Below are 25,615 nucleotides of genomic sequence, written 5' to 3' on the forward strand. Positions count from 1 at the left end.
ACACACCGAACACGCGGAAAGGCCCTCTACCCACCCCGCCACGCCGAGCTGTCACCAACCTCCCTACCCACAACAGCCAGCGAGCGCCGACGAAACCCCGGCAACCGACTGCGCAACTCTCGTGGTGCGATGCTGCGATCCGTTGATCGACCGACCTGGGTGGTGGGTGGCCGCGCGCGGGCCGCGCTACTCGCGTTTCCGGGGTCGGTTGCGCCCCGCCGGAGGTTGAGCAAGCGAGCGCCAGCGAGCGCCAACGAAACCCCGGCACCCCTCACCGCCCAACTTCCCGAGAAGGCCGACTAGAACACACTAGCGAATCCGCGTCGGACGAGGTAGAATCAGACATGGCCGCCACCACCGACACCGGGACCGGGCACCCGCTCGCGGTCCTGGTCGCGCGGTTCAAGAAAGACCTCGCCGGCCACGTCGACACCCCCTTATGGAGCCTCGACGCCGACGACACCGCTGCCTTGCTGGTCGACCTGTCCGAAGTCACCGCCAGCCTCGCCGAGCTCGAGGCCCGCATCCTCACCCAGGCCGAGGCGCTCGACCTGCCCGGCACGATCGGCGCCCGCACCACCAGCGCCTGGCTCCGCCGTCTGGTCCCGATCACCCCCGGCCACGCGCACCGCACCACCCGCCTCGCCCACGAGCTCGCGACCCACGAACAAACCCGGATCGCGGCGGCCGAGGGCCGGGTGCTGCCCGACCAAGCCGCCGTGATCGTTGCGGCGGTCGACGAACTCGACCCCGAGCACCGCGACCTCGCCGAGAAGCACCTCCTCGCAGAAGCCGCCCACCACGACGCGAAAGCCTTGAAGATCCTCGGCCGCCGCATCCTCGAAGTCATCGACCCCGCCCGCGCCGACGCACACGAAGCCCGACTCTTGGAAGCCGAAGAAGCCCGCGCCCGGAAACACACGACGTTCGCGATCTACGACGACGACCAAGGCCTCACCCACGGACGGTTCACCCTCCCCGCCGCCCAAGGCTCGATGCTCCGCAAAGCCCTCACCGCACTCGCCGCACCCAAACACGTCCGCGCCACCGACGGCGCCGGCTCGTACGACTACGCCAAGCCCACTCCACAAAGACTCGGGCAGGCCTTCGCCGAATACGTCGAACGGTTCCCCACCGAGAAGCTCCCCAAGACCGGCGGACTCAACGCCACCGTCATCGTCACCATGCAACTGGAAACACTGCTCGGCGGACTCGAAGCAGCCCACCTCGACACCAGCATCGACATCTCACCCAGCCAGGCCCGCCGCCTCGCCTGCGAAGCCGGGATCATCCCCGCCATCCTCAACGGCAACAGCGAGGTCCTCGACCTCGGCCGCACCCGCCGCTTCCACACCCCAGCCCAACGCCTCGCGATCGCCCTCACCCAGCAGCACTGCCAAACCCCCGTCTGCGACACGCCCGCGGCGTACTGCCACACCCACCACACCCACTCCTGGCAAGACGGAGGCGACACCAACACCAAAGACGCCCGACTCCACTGCCCCTTCCACCACCACCAACTCCACGCCACAGGTAGTGAGCATCCGATGCGGACGTAGCCGGCGACGTCACTTCGCGGTGCTGCGCGCCATTCGCTTGGAGATCGCGGTCCACACCGGGGTCGGGAGGATCCGAGCCAGCTTCATCAGGACCGCCATCTGCCAGGGGAAGACGATCTCGGTACGCCCGCGCTCGAGGCCGTCGGCGATCGCTCGGGCCGCCTCCTCGGGCTCGACCATGAAGGGCATCTTGAACCGGTTGGACGCCGTCATCGGGGTCCGGACGAAGCCGGGCGCCACCGTGGTCACCACGACGCCGCGACGCGACACCGCGGCCCGCAGCGCCTCCATCAGGTTGATCTGGGCGGCCTTGGTGGCGCCATAGGCCTCCGACCCGGCGAGACCGCGGAAGCCGGCAACGGAGGCGACGGTCACGATCTGTCCCGATCCCACCCGCACCATCGGCGGCACGACGACGGCGAGCACGTTGTTCAGCCCGAGCAGGTTGACCTCCACATGCTGCTCGAAGACGTCGGCGTCCCAGGTGGCGGCGTCGAACTGCTTCCACAGCCCCGCGCACCAGACCATCGCGTCGATGCCGCCGAGCGCGTCGCGCACCTGCGCGGCCGCCGCCTCGACGGCGTCACGGTCGGTGGCGTCGAGGGGAACCGCCGACATCGTCGTGCCGGCGACCTCGGCGAGCGCGTCGGCGTCGCGTGCGCTGATCGCCACGTGCGCACCGCGCTCGACGAGCACGCGAGCTAGCGCCGCCCCGATCCCGCTACTGGCGCCGATGAGCCAGAAGCGTCGTCCGGCAAGCTGGTGGTGGCTCATGCAGGCACCTCGTCGGTAGGTCGGGTCAGGCGGATCTGGGCGACGTCGAGATAGCCGGCGGCGAAGCCTGCCTCGCAGTAGGCCAGGTAGAACTCCCACTTGCGGCGGAAGGTCTCATCGAAGCCGAGCGCGTCCACCCGGTCGGCAGCGGCCACGAAGGCCTCGCGCCAGCGGCGCAGCGTCTCGGCGTAGTGCAGGCCGAACCGGTGCACATGGTCGGCCTGCAGCGTCGTGGCGGATGCGGCGACCTCCTCGATCGCCCGCAGCGACGGGATGAGGCCGCCGGGGAAGATGTGCTTCTGGATCCACCCGTAGGACCGGCGGGTGGCTCGATAGCGGTCGTGCTCCATCAAGATCGCCTGGATCGCCACCGTGCCGCCGGGTGCGAGCATACGATCGAGGGAGCCGAAGTAGGCAGGCCAGAACTCCTCCCCAACCGCCTCGATCATCTCCACGCTGACCACAGCGTCGTAGGTTCCACGCACCTCGCGATAGTCGGCGATCCGCACCTCAACCGAGGCGTCGAGACCGGCCTCGCGGATCCGGCGACGGGCAAGCGCCGCCTGCTCGTGCGAGAGCGTGATGGTGAGCACTCGGGCGCCACGCATCGCGGCTCGGATCGCCAGCGTTCCCCAGCCGGTGCCGATCTCGAGGACCGAGCTGCCCGGGCCGACACGAGCCAGATCGAGGATCGCATCGACCTTGCGCTCCTGGGCCGAGACCAGATCCTGGCTCGCCCACCCGGTCGCGTCGTCGAAGAGCGCGGAGCTGTAGCTCAACGAGTCGTCGAGGAAGGTCTCGAACAGATCGTTGCTCAGGTCGTAGTGGGCCTCGATGTTGCGGCGCGAGCCCTCGGGCGAGTTGCGGTGCCGCAGCGGGATCGGGCGATCGACCAGGCCCCGGAGCCGAAGCAGCGCCGGCGGTACGGCACTGGACATCCGCTCGGCGAACGGAAGCAGAGCGGCGGCGAGGTCGGTGCCCGCATCGACCTGCCAGTCGCCGGCCATGTAGCCCTCCCCGATGCCGATCTTGGGGCTGGCGGCGATTCGGGCGAAGAGCGCGTCGGGACGGATCATCTCGATGGCCGGCAGGGAGTCGTCCTGGTGACGCGTCCACCACGAGCCGTCCGGCATCCGTACCCGGACCGGCACGCGCTCGAGTGCCGCTCGCACGACCCGGCGGGCGAGCGCGACTCGTGGTCCACGGGCCTCGCCGCGATCGGTGGCGGGAAACGTGTCCAGGCGCTGGGCGCAGGCGGTCATCGAACCGCCTCCTCCGAGTGCAGGGGCCGCGGCCGCACAGGGAGCCGGCCGAGCCACAGCCGGATCCCGTGCCAGCGGATCAGCAGGCTGACCCGCTGGGTCATGAGGAAGTGCCGGGCCGCGACCCGAGCGAGCCGGGAGGCCGTGGCCGCCCGCGGTGTTCCGGTGACATACGCCGTCATCACACGATCACCCTCTCGCTCCAAGGTGATGCTCAACCTCACCCTGGAGGAGTACAACCCGACCGAGATCCGGTACGTGCCGCTGGTGTCGTTGAAGGGTGAGACATAGAAGGCCTTGTCCACCTCGCCGTGCCCGTCGGCATCGAGGTCGACCAGATAGGCATGGCGCTCGCCGTAGGTGTTGTGGACCTCGAACACGACGGCCTTGAGCGTCGAGTCCGGGTCGAGTACCCAGAACACCGACAGCGGGTCGAACACGTGCCCGAGGACTCTGGCGTGGGCCAGCATCAGCACGCGGTCATCGGTGTCGAGCTCGATGCCGCGTCCGGCCAGCCACCGCTTGAGGTCACCCCTGATGCCGCCACCGAGCCGGCCGCGGTCGAAGTGGTCCCGGGCGTCGAATCGAGCCAGCCAGCTCAGCGGCCACCGATAGCGCGGGATCTGGTCGAGGTCGACCAGCCACTGGTAGTGGTCGTAGACGAACCGGTGCTTGACCGGATGATGCCGCGTGTGGCCCACCGTGCCGACCACGAGAGCGGGCAACGGGGGGAGGTCGACGGCGGCCGGGACGGGCGCGGGATCGCTGGAGGTCGAGCTGGAGGTCGAGCTGGAGGTCGAGGCGGGGGTGGTACCCGCCTCGGGCGCGAGGGTCACCAGGACACGCCCAACGCGCGGGCCGCATCGACGCCGGAACGGCACCCGTCCTCGTGGAATCCCCACCCGAGGTGCGCGCCTGCGAAGGCGAGCCGGTCCCCACCGGCCTCGCGCAGCCGCTCGGCGGCCCGCACCGCCTCCGGCGTGAAGATGGGATGGTCGTAGTCCATCTGCGCGATGACGGCGTCGGGGTCGACCTTGTCTGAGCCGTTCAGCGTCACCAGCAGGTCGTCGGCGGTGTCCAGACCCTGGAGGCGGTTCATCCAGTACGTCACCGCCACCGAGGCGCGGGCGTCGTCGGTCCCGCAGGTCGTCACGTGGTTCCAGGAGGCCCGCGCGGCCGGGCGGCCGGGCAGCAGGGAGCTGTCGCGATGCAGGACGGCCTCGTTCGTGGAGTACCCGATCGCGCCGAGGTCCTGCTTCTCCTCGGGGGTGGCGTCGGCCAGCAGCTCGAGCGCCTGGTCGGCGTGGGTGGCCAGGACCACCTGGTCGTAGGTCTCGATCGACCCGTCGCGGGTGACCACGTCGACGCCGTCGGGGTGACGCCGTACGGCGACGACCGGCGCCTCCCTGCGCACGTCCGGAAGCCGCTCGGCCACACGCTCGACGTAGGTCCGGGATCCGCCGACCACGGTGCGCCAGGTCGGCGAGCCCGAGACGCTCAGCATCCCGTGGTGGTCGAGGAACCGGAACAGGTGCCGCGCCGGATAGGCCAGGGCGTCGGCCTCGTCGGCGGACCAGACGCAGGACACGAGGGGCACCGCGAAGTGCCGCACGAAGTGCTCGGAGTAGCCCAGGGAGGCGAGGAAGTCTCCCCACGTCGTCTCGTCGCCCTCCGACTCCAGGACGCGCCGGGCCGCACGGTGAAAGCGCGGCACCTCGGCGAGCATCCGGATGAACCGGGGATCGCCGGCTCGCCAGGGCTGGGCGAAGATGCCGCGGGCGCCGCGGCCTCCGGCGTAGGAGAGCCCGCAGGTGCTGCAGGTGATGCTCATGCTCATCTCGGTGGGACGAGTCTCGACTCCGAGGTCGGCGAACAGGCGCAGCAGGTGGGGGTAGGTCCGCTCGTTGTGGACGATGAAGCCGCTGTCGACCGGCACCGTGTCGCCGCCGGCGTCCGTGGCGCTCACTGCGACGTCGTGGGTGTGCGCGTGACCGCCGAGCCGCGTGTCCGCCTCGTAGAGGGTCACCGCCCGCTCGCCGTTGAGGACGTGCGCCGCGCTCAGGCCCGATACTCCCGCGCCGATCACCGCCACGGTTCGCCGATTGGTGTCGCCCATGCCCGTTCCCTTCGGTAGGCGGAGCAGCCATTGCCACTCCCGATTCGAGACGTTAAGGTGTTTGTATCAGGTTTGTCAAAGGTTAGGTTAAGCTTGTGAAGCTGGTCCGCACGGTGAACTCCCCTCGGCCCGCGGCCGAGGTCTACGTCTATCTGGTGGACTTCACCACCACCGAGGAGTGGGAGCCGGCCACGGAGAGCACCACGCTCGTCGCGGCCGCCCCCGGAGGTGGCGACGGCGTCGGCGCGAAGTACCGCAACCGCACCCGCTTCCTCGGCCGGACGACCGAGCTGACCTACGTCGTGGAGGAGGCCGACCCCCCGAAGCGCATCCGGCTACGCGGGGAGAACAAGACCGTGATCGCGAAGGACACGATGACCCTGGTCCCCACCACGTCCGGGGGAACGAGGGTGACCTACCAGGCCGAGTTCGAGTTCCGGGGCCTGGCACGGTTCGTCGCGCCACTGCTGGCGCCGGCGCTCAAGCGTCTCGGGGACAATGCCCAGCGCGGCATGGAGCAGGCTCTTGCCTGAGCGAGCACGTGTGATGAACTCGATGAGGTAGCTGGGAGGAGTATGTACACGATCAAGCGGGCCGCCGAGATGGTCGGCGTCAGCGAAGCGACCCTGCGGGCGTGGGAGCGACGCTACGGAATCGGCGCGACCCATCGGACCGAGTCGGGCTATCGCCTCTACGACGAGGCGACGGTCGGCTCCCTCACCACGATGCACCGTCTGATCGAGTCGGGGTGGGCGGTGCGTGCTGCGGCCGACGAGGTGCTGCACCAGGCCTCGCGGCCCGGCCAACCCACGCCGGAGCCCCAGGCGAGCGGAGTTCTCGAGCGTGACACGGCGGAGTTCATCCGGGCCGCCATCGACCTCGATCCACACACTCTCGACATCGTCTTGGACCGACGGTTCGCCGCCACCACCTTCGAGTCGGTCGCCGACGACTGGCTGCTGCCCACCCTGGTCGCGCTCGGCCAGGCCTGGGAGCGCGGCGAGGTCACCGTGGCCGGCGAGCACCTGGTCGCCGGCGGCGTCCAGCGTCGGCTCGCCGCCGTCTACGAGGCGGCCGGCGAGAACGCCCTGGGGCCACGCATCCTGGTCGGCCTCCCCGCCAAGTCTCGACACGAGCTCGGCCTGCTGGCGTTCGCGACCGCCGCCCGCCGGCACGGGCTGTCCACCACGTGGCTCGGCGCCGACGTCCCGCTCAAGGACTGGAGCACCGCGGTGGAGGCCATCGGTCCGACGGCGGTGGTCCTGACCGCCTCCATGGACTCCGACCTAGCAGCCCTCGAAGCCACGGTGGCCCAGCTTCGAGCCCAGGACCCCGGGCTGCTCATCGCCGTCGGCGGGGCCGCCCAGGATCTCGCCCCGCCCGAGTGTGTGCGCCTGGGGCATTCGGTGGGTCCGGCCGTCGTCCGACTGACCGACCTCCTCACCTCGCCGGCCCGGGCGCGGGCCCGGGCGAGCCGCTGACCCACCAGGCTCGAAGGTCACAGGCCTCGGAAGCGCTCCACCTGCTGCTGGACCGCCGCCTGGATTCGGTCGGCCTCCTGGAGGCCGGCCCAGTAATCGGGGTGGACCCCCTCGAAGGTCGCGCGCAGTGCGTCGAGTCGCCGGGCCAGCGCGTCGAGGTCACGGCCGACGGCGTCACCGCCGGGTCGCGGCTGGTGGGTGACGAGGAGCTGGGCATCGCGCAACCGGAACCGGACCTTGCGGAGCAGCTCCTCGGGGTCGGCCTTGACCGCTCGCAGCGCGTTGAGCCGCTCGGCGGGGGCATCGACCAGGGCACCGGCCTCGTCGAGGGCGGCACGGGCCTCGTCGATCAGCCGCAGCGGCAGCGCCCACTCGGCGCCGGCGTCGACGAGACGATCGAAGTCGTGCAGCTTTCCTCGGGCCAGGCTCAGGGCCTGCTTGACCCGCTCGCCGACGTCGTCGACATCGCGCCAGTTGCCGAGGCTGAACTCGCGGCGCAGCACCGCCATGGTGTCCGGTATCCGCTCCATTCGTGACTCGATCGCCTGCGCCTTGGTGCTCAGCGAAGAACGGCGGGTCCGGGCGTGCGCGACGCGCTGGGGGTAGTCCTCGGCCAGCTTCTCGGTCTCGACGGCGAGCGACTGCAGCTCGGCGACCGCTTGCTCCAGCGCCGGGAACCCGGCGGCCGGCGCCCAGTCGTTGGCCGCGACAGCGGCGGCGCGAGTGCGCGCCAGCAGCCCGTTGAGCTCGGGCACCTCCAGGCCGGAGTCGCGCAGCCGGGTCGCGGCGGCCGCGACCCGGCCGGCCAGCCCCGCGGCGTCCTCCTTCATGGTCCGTCCGCGTTGGACCTGCGTGCCGATGCGGGTCAGCTCGGCGTCGTAGTCGTTGACGACCTGATCCATGGCGGCGGCCTGCTTGGCCAGCCGCGGCCCGATGTCGGCGTAGGCACGATGGGCCGCGCCGAGCCGGTTGAGATCGAGCGACTCGTCGAACGGGTGCTGGTCGAGGACGTCGAGGTACTCCAGGATCAGCTTCTCGGCCTCGGCGTCGAGCACCCGGAACCGCGGCACCAGTCCGGACGCCGCCGCCCGCTGCGGCAGATAGGCCTCGAAGCTCTCGACCATGCCGCGCAGGGTCCGCTGGGAGCTGTCGAGGTGTCGGAAGTCCTCCATCAGCTGGTCGAGCGCCTGCTGGGTCGCCTCACGCTGCGAGGGAGGGCGACGGGACACGCTCACATCCTATGAGGCGCCACCGAGCCCCTCTCCCGGGGCCGAAATGAACGCTGACCCGTCAGCTATAGCGGACGGGTCAGCGTAAGGACGACGGTGACCCGTCAGCTATGGCGGACGGGTCAGCGCACGAGGGGGTCACACGTGGAGGGTGTGGTCCTCGTCGGCGTGCGACTTGTTGTAACGGATGCTGGACCAGACGGCCACGGCGATGAAGCCGACGCCGATCAGGCCGATCACGACCTCGGGCGCGTGCCAACCGGGCGAGATCAGCAGCAGGAAGGCCAGGGCCGCGATGGCCCAGTGCGCACCGTGCTCGAGGAAGACGTACTCGGACAAGGTCCCCTTGTGGACCAGGTAGATCGTGATCGAGCGGACGTAGAAGGCACCGACACCGAGACCGATCGCGATGATGATCGGGTCGGAGGTGATCGCGAAGGCCCCGATGACGCCGTCGAAGCTGAAGCTGGCGTCGAGGAGCTCGAGGTAGAGGAACAGCGAGAACGCCGCCTTGCCGGTGGCCTTGACGACCTGCCCCTTGGCGCGCGCCGCCTCGGCCTCCTCGCTCTCGTCCTCGTCGTCGAAGCCGCCGTCGAAGAAGTCACCGAGGCCGCCGACGAGCAGGTACAGGATCATGCCGAAGATGCCGGCGGCGAGCATGTCCGAACGGTGCTCGGGGAAGGCGTAGCCGAAGCTGAAGAGCACGATGAGGCCGACCAGCGGCGAGATCGCCGGGAACGCGGCCATCTTGGAGAACAGCCGCTCCAGCGGGCCGATCCAGTGGTGCTCCTTGTCCTCGTCGAAGATGAAGTCGAGGAAGATCATCAGCAGGAACATGCCGCCGAACGCGGCGATGAGGGGACGGGCCTCCTCGAGGATGTAGCCGTAGGTGCCCGGCGTGTGCGGGTCGCCCTTCTCCAGGGCGAGGCGCCAGGCCTCCACCGGAGACAGGTCGGCGGTCACGAACACGATGACCAGCGGGAAGAGCAGCCGCATGCCGAAGACGGCGATGAGGATGCCGACGGTCAAGAAGATCTTGACCCAGAACTCCGACATCCGGACCAGCACCTTGGCGTTGACCACGGCGTTGTCGAAGGACAGCGAGACCTCGAGCACGATCAGGATCGCGGTGATCGCCAGCCCCGTGGGGCCGCCGTACCAGAGCGCGGCCGCCAGACCGATGAGGGTGATGAGGAACGACCACCGAAGGGTCTTGATCAGCTCCACGAGTACTGCTTTCTCATAAGCGGTGCGGCGGCCGGGTGAGTCCCCGGCCGCCGCACCGTCGTGTAGGGGTGGGTCAGAGGTTGACGCCGTAGTCGCGGACGATGCCCGCCAGACCCGAGGCGTAACCCTGCCCGATGGCGCGGAACTTCCACTCGCCACCGTTGCGGTAGATCTCGCCGAAGACCATCGCGGTCTCGCTCGAGGCGTCCTCGGAGAGGTCGTAACGGGCCAGCTCGGTGCCGTTGTCGGCGTTGACGACGCGGATGAACGCGCCGGTGACCTGGCCGAAGTTCTGGCCGCGGGCGTCGGCCTGGTCGATCGAGACCGGGAAGACGACCTTGTCGACGTCGGGTCCCATGCCGGCGAGGTTCACGTCGACGACCTCGTCGTCGCCCTCGCCCTCACCGGTGCGGTTGTCGCCTTGGTGGACGACGTTGCCGTCGGGCGAGGTGAGGTTGTTGTAGAACACGAAGTGCTGGTCACTGACGACCTTGCCGGCCTCGTTGCACAGCAGCGCCGAGGCGTCGAGGTCGAAGTCCTGACCGGTGGTGGTGCGCACGTCCCACCCGAGGCCGACGATGACCTTGTTCAGACCGGCGGGGCCGGCTTCCTTGGTGAGGGAGACGTTTCCGCCCTTGGACAGGCTGACGACCATGTGAACTCCTTGTGTTCGTGGCCCGGACGGACCACGGGATCGATGCGGTGTGGTGATGCGTACGGGTTTACAGCGGCAAGACTACAAATGGATGGTCAAACCGCCACCCCGCGGGCTCGGCGCGCGTCGATCACTTGGACCCCGGAGCCCACTGCAGGCCCCAGCCGTAGGCGTTGTCGAGCTCGGGATGCCCCCCGACGTAGCGCACCTCGCGCTGGACCGAGAAGTCGCCACCGGCGTTCTCCAGCAGCGCGATCGCGCACATCCGCGCCTGGTTGCTGCTCGCGTCCAGGCGCACCTCGACGGTCGGTCCGGACGTCGGGAACAGGGTCACGACCCCGTCCGCGGCGGCCCAGTTCGGCACGCCCTCGTAGATGAACGCATAGACCAGCACCCGCCGGATCAGCCCGAGGTGGGCCAGGTCGACGAACAGGTTCTCGCCGTCGCGGTTGGCGCCGGACCGGTCGTCGCCGTCGAGCCAGCAGATCGGGCTGCCGCCCACCGAGTGCTGGCCGCGCAGGGAGTTCCCGAGAGCCTGCACCGCCCCCTTCGAGCCGTCGACGAGCTCGTAGAGGCAGCCCAGGTCGAGATCGACGCCGCCGCGCCCGCTGCTCCGCTTGAGGAAGCTGGCGCCGGCGCGGCTGCCCTGGTTCCAGTTCAGGTTCACCCGCAGCCGGCCGGCGTCCGAGACCGCCTTGGTGAGTGAGACGCGCGGGGCGGCCGGCGTCAACGAGACCTTGGTGGCGCCACGATGACCCTTGACGGCGTCGTAGCGGCTCGGGTCGAACGAGTCGTCGGGCATGCCTCATCCTCCCCCGCCGAACGATCGCGGCGCCACCCGCCGTCCCAGCCACCGCGGCACCCGCCTGCGCCACCCACTGCGGTCACGTCAACGCGCCCGCCTCCTTCGGAGCGTGCGGCGCCGCGGTGTCCCAGTCCAGCGGCGCGGGCCGTACCGGGCGTGGCCGGCTCGGCCACCAGGCCCGCTCCCCCAACAGCGCCAGCGCCGCGGGCAGCAGCACCAAGCGGATGATCGTGGCGTCGAGCAGGATCGCCACGGCCAGCCCGACGCCCATCATCTTCATCTCGAGCATCGAGAGGGTCGCGAAGATCGCGAACACCGACACCATGACGGCGGCGGCGCTGGTGACGACGCCGGCGGTGTCGCGAATCCCCCGTTCGACGGCCACGCGGGTCGGGAGCCCGTTCGCGACGTGCTCGCGGATCCGGCTGACGACGAACACGTGGTAGTCCATCGAGAGACCGACGAGCACCACCATGATGAACAGCGGCAGCCAGTCGATCGCGTAGCCCGGCGTGGTGAAGTCGAGCAGGTCCGCGCCGACACCGTGCTGGAAGACCACGACGAGGAAGCCGAACGCGACGCCCACCGAGGCGAGCGTGAGCGCGGTCGAGAGTGCGGCGATCACGATGCTGCGGAAGTTCACCAGCATCATCACGAACATCAGGGCGAGCACGAAGCCGATCACCAGCGGCAGCCGGCCACCGAGCCGGTCGGCGAAGTCGAGGCTCTCGGCGGCTCCGCCGCCGACCACGACCTCCGCGCCGAGGTCCGCGCCCGGACCGTGATCGAACGCGGCGGGCACCAGGTCGGAGCGCAGGTCGCGCAGCGCCTCGTCGACGCGCTCGTCGGACTCGTCGTAGGGCATCGCGAGGTGGAGCAAGGACGTGGTCCGATCGTCCGAGGTCTGCACCGCCTCGCCCGACTTCTCGAACCGGCCGGTCCCGACGGCGTCCCGCTCCAGTCCGGTCAGGACGGCGCTGACTCGGTCGGCGTCGTCCGGGGAGGCCTTCACCACGACGGTGGCGACCGCGCCCTCACTCGGGAACGCCGTGGTGAGGGTGCGCATGGTCTGCACCTCGGGGATCGAGGCGGGCAGCGTGTCGAGGTTGCTGGAGTGGATGCGCAGGCTCAGTGCCGGAAACGCCAGGGCGACGACGGCGAGACCGGCGAGCACCAGCGCAATAGCCGGATGCCGCAGCACCGGCGCCAGGATGCGTCGGCTGAGCCCACCGCGACCGATCCGGCGGTTCAGGCGCCACAGCAACGGCACCCGCGGCCGGTCGACCCAGCGGCCGAGCTTGACCAGCACCGCCGGGAGCACGGTGATCGAGCCGAGGACCGCCACGGCGACCACGACGATCGCGCCGACGGCCAGGCTGTTGAAGATGACATCGCCGACGAGGAACAGGCCGCTCATGGCCGCGATCACGGCTCCGCCCGAGACGAGGATCGAGTGCCCGGAGGTCTCCGCCGCGATCTCGACGGCGTCCACGGTGCCGTGTCCGGCGGCGCGTTCCTCGCGCTCGCGCTTGAGGTAGAACAGCGAGTAGTCGACTCCGACGGCCATCCCGATGAGCACGATCATGCTGGTCACGCTGGGCTCGGCCGGCACCAGCCGCGAGAGCGGACCGAGCAGGCCGATCGTGGCCGCGACGCTGGACGCCGCGAGCAGGACCGGGATGCCGGCCGCGATGAGGGCCCCGAAGGCCACCAGCATGAGCACGAGCGTGATCGGCAGGCTGATGCCCTCGGCCGAGGACAGGTCGTCCGCGACCCGCTGGTCGATCGCCGCGCCGAGGGTCACGTCCCCGGCGACCCGGACGACGACGTCCGGGTGCTGCTCCTGGACGGCCGTGGTCGCAGCGTGGAGTGCGTCGGCCACCCGGTCGCCGTCGTCGGCGGCATCGCGGGTGAGCTGGACGGGCACCAGGAGCGCGGAACGGTCGGGGCTCCACTGCGGGCCGGCCACGCCCGCCACGCCGTCCACGCCGACGAACCGGGTGGCGACGTCGTCCGCGGCCCTCTCGGCCGCGTGCTGGTCGAGGTGGGCGGAGCCGGCTGAGGTGATCAGGACGTTCTCACGGTCGGGCTCGTCGAGCCCCGCGGCCACGACCAGCGCGTCGGCGCGACCGGAGTCGCCGAGGCGGTGGTCGGCCTCGGTCGCCTCGTGGATGGAGATCATCGATCCCAGCGCGATCGCGGCGGCCACGAAGGCCAACCACGCTCCGATGGCGCGCCAGGGATGCGTCGCGCTCCACCGGGCCGCGCGGCGCGGGAGCAGGGTCAGGGGGTTGCTCACAGCGGTACTCCTCGAGGTGGAAGGGCAGCTCGTCGACTCGGACGCCTCCAACCTCGCGCCTGAGCGCGCCGTGATCAGGAGCGCAGACACCCCGGATCGCAGTGGTGCTAGCACCACTGCGCCGACGCCGACAGCGCACGAGAATGGGGCCATGACGGAGCCGAGCCGCCTGCGCCTGACGGGCTACGCCGCCGCGCAGCTCCTGCTCGGGATCCTCGCGCTGGTGCTGTTGGTGCTCACCGTGATCGGCGGCGCGCTCCTGATCGTGTGGGTCGGCGCCCTACTGCTGGCGGTGGCGCTGCCGTCCACCCGCGCGATCGCCGGCTGGCAGCGGCAGATGGCCGCCGACGTCCTGGGGGTCGAGGTGCCGCGCCCCTACCGACCTGTGCCGCGGCGGCCGCTCGCGGCGCTCGCCGCGGTGGCGCGCGACCCGATGACCTGGCGGGATCTGGGCTGGCTGCTGTGGGCATCCACGCTCGGCTGGATCATCTCCCTGCTCTGCGTGCTCGAGATGCTCGTGGCGGTCTGGCCCCTGTGGTGGTTCACCGTGCGGCCGAAGATGGAGATCCGCTCGCAGATCGACCTGTGGTTCCTCGCACCGGGCCGTATCGAGAGCCTCGAACGCCGGGTGCGGGTGCTGACCGAGACCCGCGCGGACGCCGTCGACCACGCCGCGGCCGAGCTGCGCCGCCTCGAACGCGACCTGCACGACGGGCCGCAGGCCAGGCTGGTCGCGCTGTCGATGAGCCTCGGGCTGGCCGAGCAGGCGATGGGCTCGGATCCGGTGCTCGCCGAGAAGCTGATCGGCGAAGCCCGGAGGACGGCGTCGGCGGCGATCGGCGACCTGCGCTCGGTGGTGCGCGGCATCCACCCGCCGGTGCTCGCCGACCGCGGCCTCGGCGGCGCCGTGGAGGCCCTCGCACTCGACATGGCGCTGCCCGTCCGCATCGAGGTCGACCTGCCCGGGCGCCCGAGCGCACCGGTGGAGTCCGCGGTCTACTTCGCGGTCGCGGAGTGCCTGGCCAACCTCGGCAAGCACTCCAGAGCCACCCACGCCACCGTCGACCTGCGTCACGACGGCGAGCGGCTACGTGTGATCGTCGCCGACGACGGGGTGGGCGGCGCCGATCCGAGCGCCGGAACCGGCATGCTGGGGATCAGGCGGCGCCTGGCGTCGTTCGACGGCACGATGGTGGTGACCAGCCCACCGGGTGGGCCGACCGAGATCCTCCTGGAGGTGCCGTGCGACTTGTCCTCGCCGAGGACCACGCCCTCCTCCGCGCCGGGATGACCCAGCTGCTGGAGGCCAACGGATTCACGATCCTGCACTCGGTCGCAGACGCCCCCACCCTCGCCGAGGCGCTCGCCGATCCCGACGCCGAGGCCGCCGTCGTCGACGTCCGACTTCCGCCGAGCCGGACCGACGAGGGGCTGCGCGCCGCGATCGACGCACGCGCCCGACGTCCGGGCTTCCCGGTGATGGTGATCTCGCAGTACGTCGAGCAGCTCTACGCGCGCGAGCTCCTCGCCAGCGGCCACGGCGCCGTGGGCTACCTGCTCAAGGACCGGGTCTCCGATGTGGCGGAGTTCGTCGACGGCGTCCGGCGCGTCGCCGCGGGTGGCACCGTCTTGGACCCCGAGGTGGTCGCCGCCGTCCTCGCCCGAGGCGGCGAGGAGCCATTGGAGCGGCTCACGCCACGCGAGCGGGAGGTCCTGGCACTGATGGCCGAGGGCCGCTCGAACGCCGCGATCGCGGCGCGGCTCACGGTCACCGACAAGGCGGTGGCCAAGCACATCAACGCGATCCTCACCAAGCTCGACCTCCCGCCCGCCGACGACGACCACCGGCGGGTCCGCGCCGTGCTGGCCTGGCTGCGCATGTGAGCGTCAGCAGCTCGGCGCGGTTCGTCGATCTCCTGCACGGACGGCCTCGCCCACCTAGCCTCGTCGCAGCACCTCCCCCCACGATCTCAGGAGTCCTTCGATGCTGCGCCTCAAGACCGCCCTCGCCGCGATGGCTGTGCTCGCTGCCCCGCTGACCGCCACCGTCGCGCTCACCCCAGCCAGTGCCGACGCCGCGGCTGCAGGCGGCAAGTACTACGCCAACTGCGACGCTCTGCACCGCGACTACCGCTACGGCGTCGCGAACAGCGCCCGATCCGCTGCCGCCCAGGTCCGTGCAGGCTACGGGCGGCCCTCGACCAGCAAGACGGCCAAGGCCGTCTACCAGACGAACCGCTCGCGCCTCGACAGGGACAAGGACGGCACCGCCTGCGAGACGTCCTGAGCCTCACTCGCCCGAGACGGTGGTCCCCTGACCGGCATGGGTCTGAAAGGGTCACCGGGTGAGCACCCCACGCACGACCTCCCCGACGACGTCCCGCACCCGCTCCCAGGTGATTGGCGACGGCGTCGCCTGGCTGGCCCGCTGGAGTGGCCGCTGGATCCTGATCGCGGTGGCAGCCATCGTCCTGGGCCTCCTGGTCGGGCGCTTCTGGAGCATCCTGCTACCGGTGGCGCTGGCGCTGCTGGTGGCCAGCGTCCTCGAGCAGCCGGCCAGGTTCTTGGAGAACAAGCTGCGATTCCCGCCGGCGCTCGCCGCCGCCGCGGTGATCCTCGGCTCGCTGGGCGCCCTGGTCGGGATCGGGTTCGCGATCGCTCCGGCGGTCGGCGACCAGGCCGTCGACATCGTCGACAAGGCGTCCAAGGGCCTCCAGGAGCTCCAGGACTGGGTCCAGAAGCAGGACTTCGTCTCCCAGGACCAGATCGACGCCGGCATCCAGGCGATGCAGGACCGGCTGAAGAGCAGCGGCGACGCCATCGCCTCCGGAGTCCTCACCGGTGTCGGGGCGGCGACGTCGGCGACGGTCACCCTGGTCATCACCCTGATCCTCACGTTCCTGTTCCTCAAGGACGGGCGTCGCTTCCGTCCGTGGGTCCGGCACGTGGCGGGTCCGGGCGCGGGCGACCACCTCGTGGAGGTCATGGGCCGTGCCTGGTCCACGCTGGGCGGCTACATCCGGACCCAGGCGATCGTGAGCGCCGTCGACGCCGTCCTGATCGGCGCCGGCCTGCTCATCGTCGGCGTGCCGCTGGCGATCCCCCTGATGATCTTGACCTTCCTCGGCGGCTTCGTGCCGATCGTCGGCGCCTTCGTAGTCGGCGCACTCGCCGTCCTGGTGGCCCTGGTCTCCAACGGCTTCGGTGCCGCGCTGATCATCCTCGTGGTGATCATCGCGGTGCAGCAGATCGAGGGCAACGTGCTCTCGCCCTGGCTGCAGGCCAAGAGCATGCAGCTGCATGCCGCCGTGGTGCTGCTGTCGGTGACGCTGGGCTCGACGCTGTTCGGCATCACCGGCGCGTTCCTCGCGGTGCCCGCGGTCGCCGTCGGCGCGGTGGTGCTGCGCTATCTCGACGAGGTGATCGCGGCCCGCACCGGCGAGCCACCTCCGTACGAGGACGCCGAGTCGGACCCCGAGTCCGAGTCCGACGCGAAGTCCGGCTCGGCACCGGACGGCACGGCGACCGCGACCGACGTATAGCGCCGGTCGACGGCCGCGGTGGGTCAGCCCTCGAGGACGGCGAGGGCCGCGGCCCGCGCAGACGCCGGGTCGGTCGCGGCGAGAGCGGCCTCGGCGGCCTCGAGACAGGTGTCGTGGGTGACCGAGGCGAGGCGGGCGCCGACCGGCTTGGCGGCGGCCGCGGCCATGGAGAGCGAGGTGATGCCCATGCCCACCAGCACGCAGGCCAGGATCGGGTCGGCCGCAGCCTCGCCGCACACGCCCACCGGCTTGCCGGCCTGCTGACCGGCCTCGGCGGTGATCGCGATCAGCTGGAGGACGGCCGGCTGCCACGGGTCGGTGAGGTGCGAGAGGTCGGTCGCCATCCGGTCGGCCGCCATCGTGTACTGCGTGAGGTCGTTGGTGCCGATGGAGAGGAAGTCGACCTCCTCCAGCATCTGGTGGGCCAGCAGCGCGGCGGAGGGCACCTCGACCATCACGCCCGACTTCAGGCCACGCTCGCGGACCTGGGCGGAGAACTCCCGCGCCTCGGCGACCGTCGCGACCATCGGCGCCATCACCCAGGTCTCGGTGCCGCTGCTCTGCGCCGCCGCGGCGATCGCGTCGAGCTGGCGCTCCAGCAGGCCCGGGTTCCCGAACGAGAGCCGCAGGCCGCGGACGCCGAGAGCCGGGTTCTCCTCCCCCGGCAGGGTTGCGTACGCGACCGGCTTGTCGGAGCCGGCGTCGAGGGTGCGCACCACCACGTAGCGGCCGCCATCCTGCGCCCCCTCTCCCCCGAACGCGTCGAGCACCTCGCCGTAGATCGCCGCCTGCTCCTCGACGGTCGGCTCCTCGGAGCGGTTGAGGAAGGACAGCTCGGTGCGGAACAGGCCGATGCCCTCCACCGGACCGGTCGCCGCGGCGCGGGCCGACTCGCCGTCGGCGACGTTGGCCAGGATCTTCACGCGGAAGCCGTCGGAGGTGCTGCCCGGACCGGTCCAGGCATCGAGCGCCTCTCGGTCCGCGGCGGCCGCGGCGACCTTCTCCCGCGCGTCGTCGGGGTCGGCGTCGAGGACCACGCTGCCGGTGGTGCCGTCCACCAGGACGTCGGCGCCGGTGGCGATCTCGAGAACGCCGGCCGCACCCACGACACACGGGATGCCGAGCTGGCGGGCGATGATCGCGGTGTGGCTGGTCGGGCCGCCGCGCTCGGTCACTAGGGCGAGGATGAGCTCGGGGTCGAGGCCGGCGGTGTCGGCCGGCGCGAGATCCTCGGCGATCAGGACCGAGGGACGGTCGGGGGCCGGGACGCCCGGCTCGGGCTCCCCGACGATCCGGGCGACCAGCCGCTTCTCGATGTCGCGCAGGTCGGTGACCCGCTCGGCCATCAGGCCGCCCATCTGGGTGAACACGCCCGCGAACTGCTCGACGGCGGCAGCGACCGCCTCGAGGATCGGCGCACCGTCGCGCAGGTTCTTGCGGACCGCGCCACGCAGGCCGCGGTCGGTGGCCAGCCCGGCACTGGCGTTGAGCACCTCGGCCGCCGCACCGCTGGCCCGCGCCGCCTTCGCCGTGAAGCCCTCCGCGACGGCGGCCGCGGCGGTGTCGTAGGCCTCGAGGGCGGCCTCGGCATCGGCGAACCCGCCGTCGCCGAACCCGCCGACGGCGTCCTTGGAGACCTCCCCCCGGGCGAGGAGCGCGGGGCCGTAGCCGACCCCGGGAACTACCGGGGTGCCGATGATCGGCTCCGCCCCGGACTGGGCTCCGGACTGGGTTGAGGACTGTGCTGAGGGCTGGGCTGCGTCGGTGACCACAGTCACAAGTTACCCATGCCGCACCCTTGACAGTCAACACATTCGGGCATAAAACAACATAAGCGCAGATCCGGAGGAGGGCGCCGTGTACGCCGAAGAACGACAACAGGCCATGGCTCGGTCGGTCGCCGAGCGACGCCGGGTCTCGGTCGCCGAGCTTGCCGAGGAATACGACGTCACCACCGAGACCGTACGCCGGGACCTCTCCCAGCTGGAACGGCTCTGCCTGGTCCGGCGTGTCCACGGCGGCGCCGTGCCCGCCGACGCGCTGGCCATCACCGAGGCGGCCCTCAGCGACCGAGACCGCCTCCACACCGATCTGAAGGACCGCATCGCCAAGGCGGCGCTCGCGCTGCTTCCACCGAGCGGCTCCACGATCATCCTCGACGCCGGCAGCACCACCTCGCGCCTGGCCGGGGCTCTCCCCCACGATCTGCGCGTGGTCGCCTTCACCCATGCCGTCCCGGTCGCGGCCCGGTTGGTCAACCTGCCGCTCGTGGAGGTCCACCTCCTGCCGGGACGGGTGCGCACCACAACCCATGCGGCGGTCGGGTCCGACACCGTCGCCGCCCTGGGAGCACTGCGCGCCGACGTGGCCTTCCTGGGCAGCAACGCCCTCAACGAGTCGCACGGCCTGTCCACCCCGGACCCCGACGAGGCCGCCACGAAGCGGGCCATCGTCGGCGCCGCCCAGCGAGTGGTCGCCCTGGTCGACTCCACCAAGATCGGGCACGAGTCGGCGATCCGGTTCGCCTCGCTGGCCGAGGTCGACACGGTCGTCACCGACGACGGCATCGAGGACGCCGATCGCTCGATGCTCGAGGCGGCCGGCGTCGAGGTGGTCGTGGCATGAACTCGGCAGCCACTCCGGCCGGAATGGGCCGCATCGTCACCCTCACCCCCAACCCGAGCATCGATCGCACGATCATGCTCGACGGGCCCCTCGTGCGCGGCTCGGTGCAGCGCGCCGACTCCTCGTTCTTCCAGGCCGGCGGCAAGGGCGTCAACATCTCCCGCGCCTGCCTGGCCGCCGGCGTCTCGACGACGGCGGTGCTGCCGGCCGCGCCGGAGGACCCGTTCTCGCTCGAGCTGACCGCGTCGGAGATCCCCAGCCGGCTCATCGCGCCCGACGGCATGGTGCGGGTGAACCTCACGATCACCGAGCCGGACGGCACCACCACCAAGCTCAACAGCCCCGGCGCGGTCGCCACCCCGGCGACGCTGGAGGCCCTCGCCACCGCACTCCACGACGCCGCCACGGACGCCGCGTGGGTGGTCCTCGCCGGTTCGCTGCCTCCCGGGGCGCCGGCCGGCTGGTACGCCGAGCTCGTGGGCGACCTCCGCACGCTCACCAGGGTCGCGGTCGACACCAGCGACGAACCGCTCACCGCGCTGGTCGCACAGCTCTCCCCCGACACCGCGCCGCATCTGATGAAGCCCAACGGCGACGAGCTCGCCTCGTTCACCGGTGCCGACGCCGCCGAGCTCGAAGCAGATCCGCGGGCCGCGGCCGCCGCGGCCCGCACGCTCGTCGACGCCGGCGTCGCCGAGGTCCTCGCGACTCTCGGCGGTCACGGCGCGGTGCTGGTCAACGCCGAGGGCGCCTGGCACGCCACACCGCCCCCGATCGACGTCGTGAGCACCGTCGGCGCCGGAGACTCCAGCCTCTTCGGCTACCTGCTGGGCGGGCTGCGCGGCTACGCACCCGCCGAGCGGCTCGCGCTCGCGGTCGCCTACGGCAGCGCTGCCGCGTCGTTGCCCGGAACCACCATCCCGACCCCCGAGCAGACCCGCCCCGATCTCGTCGTCGTGCGCGACCTGGCGACTTCCACCACCGGCACCACGACCGACACCACTGGAGTGTGATCTCGATGAGCGATCTCATCACCCCCGCCCTGGTCCGACTCGACGTCGACCTCGGCACCGACAAGCACGAGGTGATCCGCGCGCTCGCCGGGATCGTCGGCGAGGCCGGCCGGACCGACGGGCCCGACGGCGTCGTCCTGCTGGCCGAGGACGCGCTCGCCCGCGAGGCGAAGTCGCCGACCGGCCTCAAGGACGGCATCGCCATCCCGCACTGCCGTACCGAGGCGGTCCAGGAGCCGACGCTGGTCTTCGCCCGGCTCCAGCCGCCGGTCGACTTCGGCGCCAAGGACGGGCCGGCCGACCTCGCCTTCCTGATCGCCGCGCCCGCCGGTGGCGACAACACCCACCTGCAGATCCTCACCAAGCTCGCCCGCGCGCTGGTCCGCAAGGACTTCACCGACGGCCTGCGCGCCGCGGCGACCCCCGACGACGTCGTCGCGCTGGTCTCCGGCGTCCTGGCCGACGCGCCGAAGCAGGCGCCCAAGCACGCCGCCCCGGCCGCCGAGTCCGGAACCGAACCGGCCGCAGACCCGGCGGCCGGGCCGGCAGCGGCCCCCGCATCCCAGCCCCCGCGGATCGTCGCCGTCACCGCCTGCCCCACGGGCATCGCCCACACCTACATGGCCGCGGAGGCGCTCGAGGCCGCCGCGGAACGCGCCGGCGTCCGGATCGACGTCGAGACGCAGGGCTCGGCCGGCTCGACGCCGCTGGCACCCGAGACGATCAAGGACGCCGACGCGGTGATCTTCGCCGTCGACGTCGGCGTGCGCGACCGCGGCCGGTTCGCCGGCAAGCCGCTGGTCTCCTCCGGCGTCAAGCGGCCCATCGACGACGGCGACGCGATGATCGCCGAGGCTCTGAAGTACGCCGCGGACCCGAACGCCCCGCGTGTCGAGGGCAGTGGCGAGGGCGGCGACACGACGGCCAGCAGCGGCGCGAGCGAGACCTGGGGCGGGCGCACCCGCCGGGTCCTGATGACCGGCGTGTCGTACATGATCCCGTTCGTCGCCGCCGGCGGTCTGATGATCGCCCTGTCGTTCCTGCTCGGCGGCTACGAGATCACCGGGCCCTACGGCGACATCGCGGTCAACAACACGCTGTTCGACCTGCCCGACCCGCAGGCGCTCGGCCTCGATCACGCGCTCTTCGGCTGGGGGCTCTCGGCCTACCTCGGTGCGCTGTTCTTCATCATCGGCAAGACCGCGTTCATGTTCTTCATCCCGGCGCTGGCCGGCTACATCGCCTACGCCATCGCCGACCGTCCCGGGATCGCTCCCGGCTTCATCGTGGGCGGCCTGGCCGCCAACATCTTCGCGGTCGCCGACGGCGAGGGCGTCCAGCTCCCGGCCACCGGCTTCCTGGGTGCGATCGTCGGCGGCGTCCTGGCCGGTCTCATCGCGCACTGGATCGCCGGCTGGAAGGTCCCGGCCTGGGCGCGCGGCCTGATGCCGGTGCTGGTGATCCCGCTGTTCACCTCGGTGATCGCGGGCATGCTGATGATCGTCGTCTTCGGCCGCCCGATCGGGTGGCTGATGGACCAGCTCACCAACGGCCTGTCGGACATGAGCGGCAGCTACGCCATCCTGCTCGGCGTCATCCTGGGCCTGATGATGGCCTTCGACATGGGCGGCCCGCTCAACAAGGTGGCCTACTCCTTCGCCGCCGCCGGCGTCGGCGGGGCCTCGCTGGCCACCGACGCACCCGAGCTGAAGATCATGGCGGCTGTCATGCTGGCCGGCATGGTCCCGCCGATCGCCCTCGCGCTGGCGACCGTGCTGCGCCCGGGGCTCTTCAACGCCGCCGAGCGCGAGAACGGCAAGGCCGGCTGGCTGCTCGGCGCCTCCTTCATCACCGAGGGCGCGATCCCGTTCGCGGCCGCCGACCCGCTGCGGGTCATCCCCGCCATCATGCTCGGCTCGGCCGTCACCGGCGGCATGTCGGAGTGGCTCGAGGTCAGCGTGCGCGCTCCCCACGGCGGCATCTTCGTGCTCTTCGCCGTCGACAACGTGCTGGGCTTCATGATCTCCCTCGTCGCCGGCGTCGTCGTCGGCGCGCTCGGCGTGATCGCCCTGAAGTCCTTCGGCAAGTCCCCCTCCACCGCAGCCGCGGTGTGAGTCAGCAGTACCCGCACACCCACCTCACCCACACCACACCACACCTAGGAGAACCCATGCCCCTCAGGTCCGTCGTCGTCGGCTCCGCCGTCGGTCTGCACGCCCGCCCCGCCGCCATCATCAGCGAGGCCGCCGGCGAGCTCGACTCCGAAGTGCTCATCGGCCTGCCCGGAGAGGAGCCCGTCGACGCCGGCTCCTCGCTGCTCATCATGACCCTCGGCGCCGGCAACGGCGACACCGTCGAGGTCTCCGGCGACAACCAGGCCGACGTCGACGCGATCGCGACGCTGGTCGAGAAGGACCTCGACGCCGAGTAGGCAGGTTCGAGCCGAGTCCCTCCTCCGGATGGGTGTCGCCGGCGCGACCCCGATGGCGATCTTGTGCCATGGCGCACACCGGCCACGCCGAAGCCTTTACCGGCGGCCGGCGGTCCCGCCAGAGTGTGACCACCGCCACTCATCTCGGAGGAGATCTCGGAAATGCGAATCAACCGCCTCATCGCCACGACTGCGAGCCTCGCGCTGCTCGCCGTAGGCACCCTGACCAGCGCCCCGGCCATGGCCGAGGACAACACCGGCCTGAGCCAGAACGAGGCCGACGCCGTCCTCGCGCTGGTCGACGCCACCACCCCGGCCGAGCTCCGCGCCGCCAGCCGGGACGCCGCTCTGCCCGACGAGACCGCCCAGCTCGCTCGCGAGGTGGCCACCCTGCTCCCCGCCGGCACCGACCTCACCGCGGAGGGGCCCGTCGAGAGCGCGGTCGACTACGACGCGGTCGTGCGCAACGCGATCCGCAGCGCCATCGACGGCACGCAGTACCAGTGCGAGGGCACCGCGCTGTCGGAGTACTCGACGTCGCTGCTGATGGGTCCGCTCGGAGACTTCGACATCGAGTCGGCCACCCAGGAGGAGCTCGAAGCCCACATCAATCAGATCTTCACCCTGCTCTTCTACACGATCCTGGGCGGGCTGGACGGTGCGACCTACGACCTGCTGTTCAACGCCAACGACCCGCGCTTCTCGCGGTTCGGCGCCGGCGATGTGAACCAGACCGCCGATCTGCAGCGCAGCTTCTTCGAACTGAAGAACTTCTGGGACATCAACGCTCGCAACATCCGTCTCGAGCCGCTGAAGAGCACCGTCATCCTCAGCAGCAACCTCGATGACCGCACGCGCTGGGGCAAGGGCGCGATCGCCTCGATCACACCCGAGAACATCCCGGCCACCGACACCCCTGAGCACCTCGAGCTGTACCGGGGCTGGGCCGACACCCTCGCCGCCTTCCAGGAGGACCTGCCCTGGATGGACGCGAGCAACCCGATCTACACCTTCAACGCCTTCGCCTTCGATCCCGCCGGCGAGAGCCCGGCCTTCTCGAAGTTCGGCAAGATCATCGCCTACGGCGACGGCCTGCTGACCGGACAGGCCGAGTTCGGCCTCATCGACGTCGGTCCCGAGGCGGTGCTCGGACACGAGTACGGCCACCAGGTCCAGTACTCCAACAAGGTCTTCGGCACCGCGTCCACCCCTGAGGCGACCCGCCGCACCGAGCTGATGGCCGACGCCTACGGCGCCTACTTCGCCGCCCACAAGGAGGGCCTCGCGCTCAACGGTCGCCGGCTCAGCCAGGTCGTGCGCTCCTTCGAGGAGGTCGGCGACTGCGGCTTCGACTCCCCCGGTCACCACGGCACGCCGTTGCAGCGCCAGAAGTCCGCGATCTGGGGCGTCGAGCTCGCCCAGGACGCGCCCTGCGTGACGCCGAAGGGCAAGGCCACCGCGACGCTGGCCAATGGCGACTGCCGCCTCGGCGTTCAGATCATCGCGACCAAGCAGCTCCAGCGTGAGTTCGACGTCGCGCTGCCGGGGATCGTGGCGCCCGACGCCTGATCCACTCGCGCAACCCCGCCTGATCGCGGAACCTCACCGTATGGCCGGTCCTCCCGGGGGCCGGCCATACGGCGCGTCCGGGGTCGGTTCGTGAGTGTCATCATGGAGCATGCTCAGCCAGTCGGGCCGCCTGCTGTTCGAGCGGATCAGCAGCACCGAGGTATCCGGGGACGTCGAGAACTGGGACGCCGCTGCCGCTGAGGAGCTGTGCGCCCTGGGCCTGGCGGAGTGGGACGGCGACATCCTTCGCGCGATCTCCCCCCGAGCCGCGCTCACCGCCCGGGCCAGCGATCTCGCACGGCGCCGCGACGACGTCCTGGCTCTGGCCGACGAGCTCGCGGACACCTGGGACCGGCTGCATCACTCGCCGCAGGTCGACTCCCTGATCGGGGACGACGCCGGACGCGCGGTGCGACAACTGGTTCGCGAGGCGCGCGGTCAGATCGATGCGATGAGCATCAACCCGGAGCCGGCCGGAGGCCAGCTGAGCAAGGTCCCGATGCCGCCGATCTCCCGGGCGGTCCAGGTGCGCGCCATCTACGACGCCGCGGTCATGGGCGATCCCGGCGGTGTCGCCATCGTCAGGGCCTCGGTCGAGGAGGGCGAGGTCGCACGGGTCCTCCCGCAGGTGCCGATGACCATGTTCGTCGCCGACCGCGAGGTGACTGCCGTCCTGCCGCCCTACGAGCGATGGGACTCACGCGTGCTCCTGCTGACCCGTGCCCCGGGCCTGGTGCAGGTCATGTCGGGGATCTTCGAGCTGCTGTGGGGACTCGCGATCGAGGTGCGCGCCTCGGCCTGGGCGGCGACGTCGGCGAACCCCGGCGGCGAGGTCGGCGACGACCGGGTGCTGCTGCTGATGGCGGCCGGACTGAGCGACCCGGCGATCGCCCGTGAGCTCGGCATCAGCGAGCGCACCTTGAGCCGCCGGATCGCCGCGTTGCAGCAACGGCTCGGCGCCAAGACCCGGTTCCAGCTCGGCTATCAGGCAGCCCAGGCGGCCGAGCACTCGAGGTGACCTGCTTCTC

General features: G+C 71.1%; 23 protein-coding genes. 13 read left to right on the top strand and 10 right to left on the bottom strand.

The genetic code is table 11. From position 1 onward, the window contains the following. The first annotated feature begins 344 nt into the window (after nucleotides 1–344). Complete coding sequence (locus tag WMR31_RS13250; protein WP_340539321.1) at nucleotides 345–1,559, top strand: HNH endonuclease signature motif containing protein; 1,215 nt, start codon at nucleotides 345–347, stop codon at nucleotides 1,557–1,559. Between the two features lie 9 nt (nucleotides 1,560–1,568). Here WMR31_RS13250 and WMR31_RS13255 read toward each other — a convergent pair whose 3' ends face one another. From WMR31_RS13255 to WMR31_RS13270, 4 genes are read right to left on the bottom strand one after another with little or no spacing between them, the layout of a single operon-like run. Then, nucleotides 1,569–2,333 (bottom strand): SDR family NAD(P)-dependent oxidoreductase, encoded by a 765-nt coding sequence (locus WMR31_RS13255; RefSeq protein ID WP_340539322.1) that lies wholly within the window; start codon nucleotides 2,331–2,333, stop codon nucleotides 1,569–1,571. Next, entirely contained in the window at nucleotides 2,330–3,595 is a 1,266-nt protein-coding gene (locus WMR31_RS13260) for a class I SAM-dependent methyltransferase (RefSeq protein WP_340539323.1), read from the bottom strand. Before WMR31_RS13260 ends, WMR31_RS13255 begins: the two co-directional genes overlap by 4 nt. After that, the gene (locus tag WMR31_RS13265; protein ID WP_340539324.1) at nucleotides 3,592–4,431 is read right to left on the bottom strand and encodes a DUF1365 domain-containing protein; all 840 of its coding nucleotides are present in this window, start codon (nucleotides 4,429–4,431) and stop codon (nucleotides 3,592–3,594) included. The genes WMR31_RS13260 and WMR31_RS13265 overlap by 4 nt, the downstream gene beginning before the upstream one ends. Continuing rightward, nucleotides 4,428–5,711 (bottom strand): NAD(P)/FAD-dependent oxidoreductase, encoded by a 1,284-nt coding sequence (locus WMR31_RS13270; protein ID WP_340539325.1) that lies wholly within the window; start codon nucleotides 5,709–5,711, stop codon nucleotides 4,428–4,430. Before WMR31_RS13270 ends, WMR31_RS13265 begins: the two co-directional genes overlap by 4 nt. Nucleotides 5,712–5,806: 95 nt before the next feature. Between WMR31_RS13270 and WMR31_RS13275 the strand changes: the two genes are divergently transcribed. Further along, a complete protein-coding gene (locus WMR31_RS13275) occupies nucleotides 5,807–6,244 on the top strand; it encodes an SRPBCC family protein (protein WP_340539326.1) in 438 nt (145 codons plus the stop codon). Nucleotides 6,245–6,286: 42 nt separating this feature from the next. Then, a complete protein-coding gene (locus WMR31_RS13280) occupies nucleotides 6,287–7,192 on the top strand; it encodes a MerR family transcriptional regulator (RefSeq protein WP_340539327.1) in 906 nt (301 codons plus the stop codon). A gap of 17 nt (nucleotides 7,193–7,209) precedes the next feature. Here WMR31_RS13280 and WMR31_RS13285 read toward each other — a convergent pair whose 3' ends face one another. The 5 genes from WMR31_RS13285 to WMR31_RS13305 all read right to left on the bottom strand — a co-directional run bounded on the left by WMR31_RS13285 (nucleotide 7,210) and on the right by WMR31_RS13305 (nucleotide 13,407). Continuing rightward, nucleotides 7,210–8,421, bottom strand: a complete 1,212-nt coding sequence (locus tag WMR31_RS13285; RefSeq protein ID WP_340539328.1) for a hypothetical protein — start codon at nucleotides 8,419–8,421, stop codon at nucleotides 7,210–7,212. A gap of 138 nt (nucleotides 8,422–8,559) precedes the next feature. After that, nucleotides 8,560–9,648, bottom strand: coding sequence for a DUF475 domain-containing protein (locus WMR31_RS13290; RefSeq protein WP_340539329.1), 1,089 nt, complete (start codon nucleotides 9,646–9,648; stop codon nucleotides 8,560–8,562). A gap of 73 nt (nucleotides 9,649–9,721) precedes the next feature. Beyond that, nucleotides 9,722–10,303, bottom strand: coding sequence for a TerD family protein (locus WMR31_RS13295; RefSeq protein WP_340539330.1), 582 nt, complete (start codon nucleotides 10,301–10,303; stop codon nucleotides 9,722–9,724). Between the two features lie 130 nt (nucleotides 10,304–10,433). After that, nucleotides 10,434–11,105 carry a TerD family protein gene (locus WMR31_RS13300; RefSeq protein ID WP_340539331.1) on the bottom strand — a complete coding sequence of 224 codons (672 nt, stop codon included), beginning with the start codon at nucleotides 11,103–11,105 and terminating at the stop codon, nucleotides 10,434–10,436. 82 nt (nucleotides 11,106–11,187) lie between these two features. Further along, a complete protein-coding gene (locus WMR31_RS13305) occupies nucleotides 11,188–13,407 on the bottom strand; it encodes an MMPL family transporter (RefSeq protein ID WP_340539332.1) in 2,220 nt (739 codons plus the stop codon). A 151-nt stretch (nucleotides 13,408–13,558) separates the two neighbouring features. Here WMR31_RS13305 and WMR31_RS13310 point away from each other — a divergent pair, with 151 nt between their 5' ends. From WMR31_RS13310 to WMR31_RS13325, 4 genes are all read left to right on the top strand, one after another. Beyond that, the gene (locus WMR31_RS13310) at nucleotides 13,559–14,698 is read left to right on the top strand and encodes a sensor histidine kinase (protein ID WP_340539333.1); all 1,140 of its coding nucleotides are present in this window, start codon (nucleotides 13,559–13,561) and stop codon (nucleotides 14,696–14,698) included. Next, nucleotides 14,650–15,291, top strand: coding sequence for a LuxR C-terminal-related transcriptional regulator (locus WMR31_RS13315; protein WP_340539334.1), 642 nt, complete (start codon nucleotides 14,650–14,652; stop codon nucleotides 15,289–15,291). The genes WMR31_RS13310 and WMR31_RS13315 overlap by 49 nt, the downstream gene beginning before the upstream one ends. A 100-nt stretch (nucleotides 15,292–15,391) precedes the next feature. Further along, nucleotides 15,392–15,694, top strand: coding sequence for an excalibur calcium-binding domain-containing protein (locus tag WMR31_RS13320; RefSeq protein WP_340539335.1), 303 nt, complete (start codon nucleotides 15,392–15,394; stop codon nucleotides 15,692–15,694). A gap of 58 nt (nucleotides 15,695–15,752) precedes the next feature. Continuing rightward, nucleotides 15,753–16,949 carry an AI-2E family transporter gene (locus tag WMR31_RS13325; RefSeq protein ID WP_340539336.1) on the top strand — a complete coding sequence of 399 codons (1,197 nt, stop codon included), beginning with the start codon at nucleotides 15,753–15,755 and terminating at the stop codon, nucleotides 16,947–16,949. A 23-nt stretch (nucleotides 16,950–16,972) separates the two neighbouring features. Here WMR31_RS13325 and ptsP read toward each other — a convergent pair whose 3' ends face one another. After that, nucleotides 16,973–18,721, bottom strand: coding sequence for a phosphoenolpyruvate--protein phosphotransferase (ptsP, locus tag WMR31_RS13330; protein WP_340539337.1), 1,749 nt, complete (start codon nucleotides 18,719–18,721; stop codon nucleotides 16,973–16,975). Nucleotides 18,722–18,806: 85 nt separating this feature from the next. Between ptsP and WMR31_RS13335 the strand changes: the two genes are divergently transcribed. The 6 genes from WMR31_RS13335 to WMR31_RS13360 all read left to right on the top strand — a co-directional run bounded on the left by WMR31_RS13335 (nucleotide 18,807) and on the right by WMR31_RS13360 (nucleotide 25,605). Next, a complete protein-coding gene (locus tag WMR31_RS13335; RefSeq protein WP_340539338.1) occupies nucleotides 18,807–19,574 on the top strand; it encodes a DeoR/GlpR family DNA-binding transcription regulator in 768 nt (255 codons plus the stop codon). Further along, complete coding sequence (locus WMR31_RS13340) at nucleotides 19,571–20,587, top strand: 1-phosphofructokinase family hexose kinase (protein ID WP_340539339.1); 1,017 nt, start codon at nucleotides 19,571–19,573, stop codon at nucleotides 20,585–20,587. Before WMR31_RS13335 ends, WMR31_RS13340 begins: the two co-directional genes overlap by 4 nt. Before the next feature lie 5 nt (nucleotides 20,588–20,592). After that, the gene (locus tag WMR31_RS13345; RefSeq protein ID WP_340539340.1) at nucleotides 20,593–22,701 is read left to right on the top strand and encodes a PTS fructose transporter subunit IIABC; all 2,109 of its coding nucleotides are present in this window, start codon (nucleotides 20,593–20,595) and stop codon (nucleotides 22,699–22,701) included. A 56-nt stretch (nucleotides 22,702–22,757) separates the two neighbouring features. Then, the gene (locus WMR31_RS13350; protein ID WP_340539341.1) at nucleotides 22,758–23,018 is read left to right on the top strand and encodes an HPr family phosphocarrier protein; all 261 of its coding nucleotides are present in this window, start codon (nucleotides 22,758–22,760) and stop codon (nucleotides 23,016–23,018) included. 162 nt (nucleotides 23,019–23,180) lie between these two features. Further along, on the top strand, nucleotides 23,181–24,587 hold the full coding sequence (locus WMR31_RS13355; RefSeq protein ID WP_340539342.1) for a hypothetical protein: 1,407 nt from the start codon (nucleotides 23,181–23,183) through the stop codon (nucleotides 24,585–24,587). A 109-nt stretch (nucleotides 24,588–24,696) separates the two neighbouring features. Next, on the top strand, nucleotides 24,697–25,605 hold the full coding sequence (locus WMR31_RS13360; protein ID WP_340539343.1) for a helix-turn-helix transcriptional regulator: 909 nt from the start codon (nucleotides 24,697–24,699) through the stop codon (nucleotides 25,603–25,605). Nucleotides 25,606–25,615 lie beyond the last annotated feature (10 nt).

This window comes from Nocardioides epinepheli, assembly GCF_037936805.1.
In the GTDB taxonomy this organism is placed as follows: domain Bacteria; phylum Actinomycetota; class Actinomycetes; order Propionibacteriales; family Nocardioidaceae; genus Nocardioides.

Bases quoted from the DNA above. Each gene is read 5' to 3' on its own strand.
- WMR31_RS13250 (WP_340539321.1), top strand. From the start codon at position 345: ATGGCCGCCACCACCGACACCGGGACCGGGCACCCGCTCGCGGTCCTG.
- WMR31_RS13255 (WP_340539322.1), bottom strand. From the start codon at position 2,333: ATGAGCCACCACCAGCTTGCCGGACGACGCTTCTGGCTCATCGGCGCC.
- WMR31_RS13260 (WP_340539323.1), bottom strand. From the start codon at position 3,595: ATGACCGCCTGCGCCCAGCGCCTGGACACGTTTCCCGCCACCGATCGC.
- WMR31_RS13270 (WP_340539325.1), bottom strand. From the start codon at position 5,711: ATGGGCGACACCAATCGGCGAACCGTGGCGGTGATCGGCGCGGGAGTA.
- WMR31_RS13280 (WP_340539327.1), top strand. From the start codon at position 6,287: ATGTACACGATCAAGCGGGCCGCCGAGATGGTCGGCGTCAGCGAAGCG.
- WMR31_RS13295 (WP_340539330.1), bottom strand. From the start codon at position 10,303: ATGGTCGTCAGCCTGTCCAAGGGCGGAAACGTCTCCCTCACCAAGGAA.
- WMR31_RS13300 (WP_340539331.1), bottom strand. From the start codon at position 11,105: ATGCCCGACGACTCGTTCGACCCGAGCCGCTACGACGCCGTCAAGGGT.
- WMR31_RS13310 (WP_340539333.1), top strand. From the start codon at position 13,559: ATGACGGAGCCGAGCCGCCTGCGCCTGACGGGCTACGCCGCCGCGCAG.
- WMR31_RS13320 (WP_340539335.1), top strand. From the start codon at position 15,392: ATGCTGCGCCTCAAGACCGCCCTCGCCGCGATGGCTGTGCTCGCTGCC.
- WMR31_RS13340 (WP_340539339.1), top strand. From the start codon at position 19,571: ATGAACTCGGCAGCCACTCCGGCCGGAATGGGCCGCATCGTCACCCTC.
- WMR31_RS13345 (WP_340539340.1), top strand. From the start codon at position 20,593: ATGAGCGATCTCATCACCCCCGCCCTGGTCCGACTCGACGTCGACCTC.
- WMR31_RS13350 (WP_340539341.1), top strand. From the start codon at position 22,758: ATGCCCCTCAGGTCCGTCGTCGTCGGCTCCGCCGTCGGTCTGCACGCC.
- WMR31_RS13355 (WP_340539342.1), top strand. From the start codon at position 23,181: ATGCGAATCAACCGCCTCATCGCCACGACTGCGAGCCTCGCGCTGCTC.
- WMR31_RS13360 (WP_340539343.1), top strand. From the start codon at position 24,697: ATGCTCAGCCAGTCGGGCCGCCTGCTGTTCGAGCGGATCAGCAGCACC.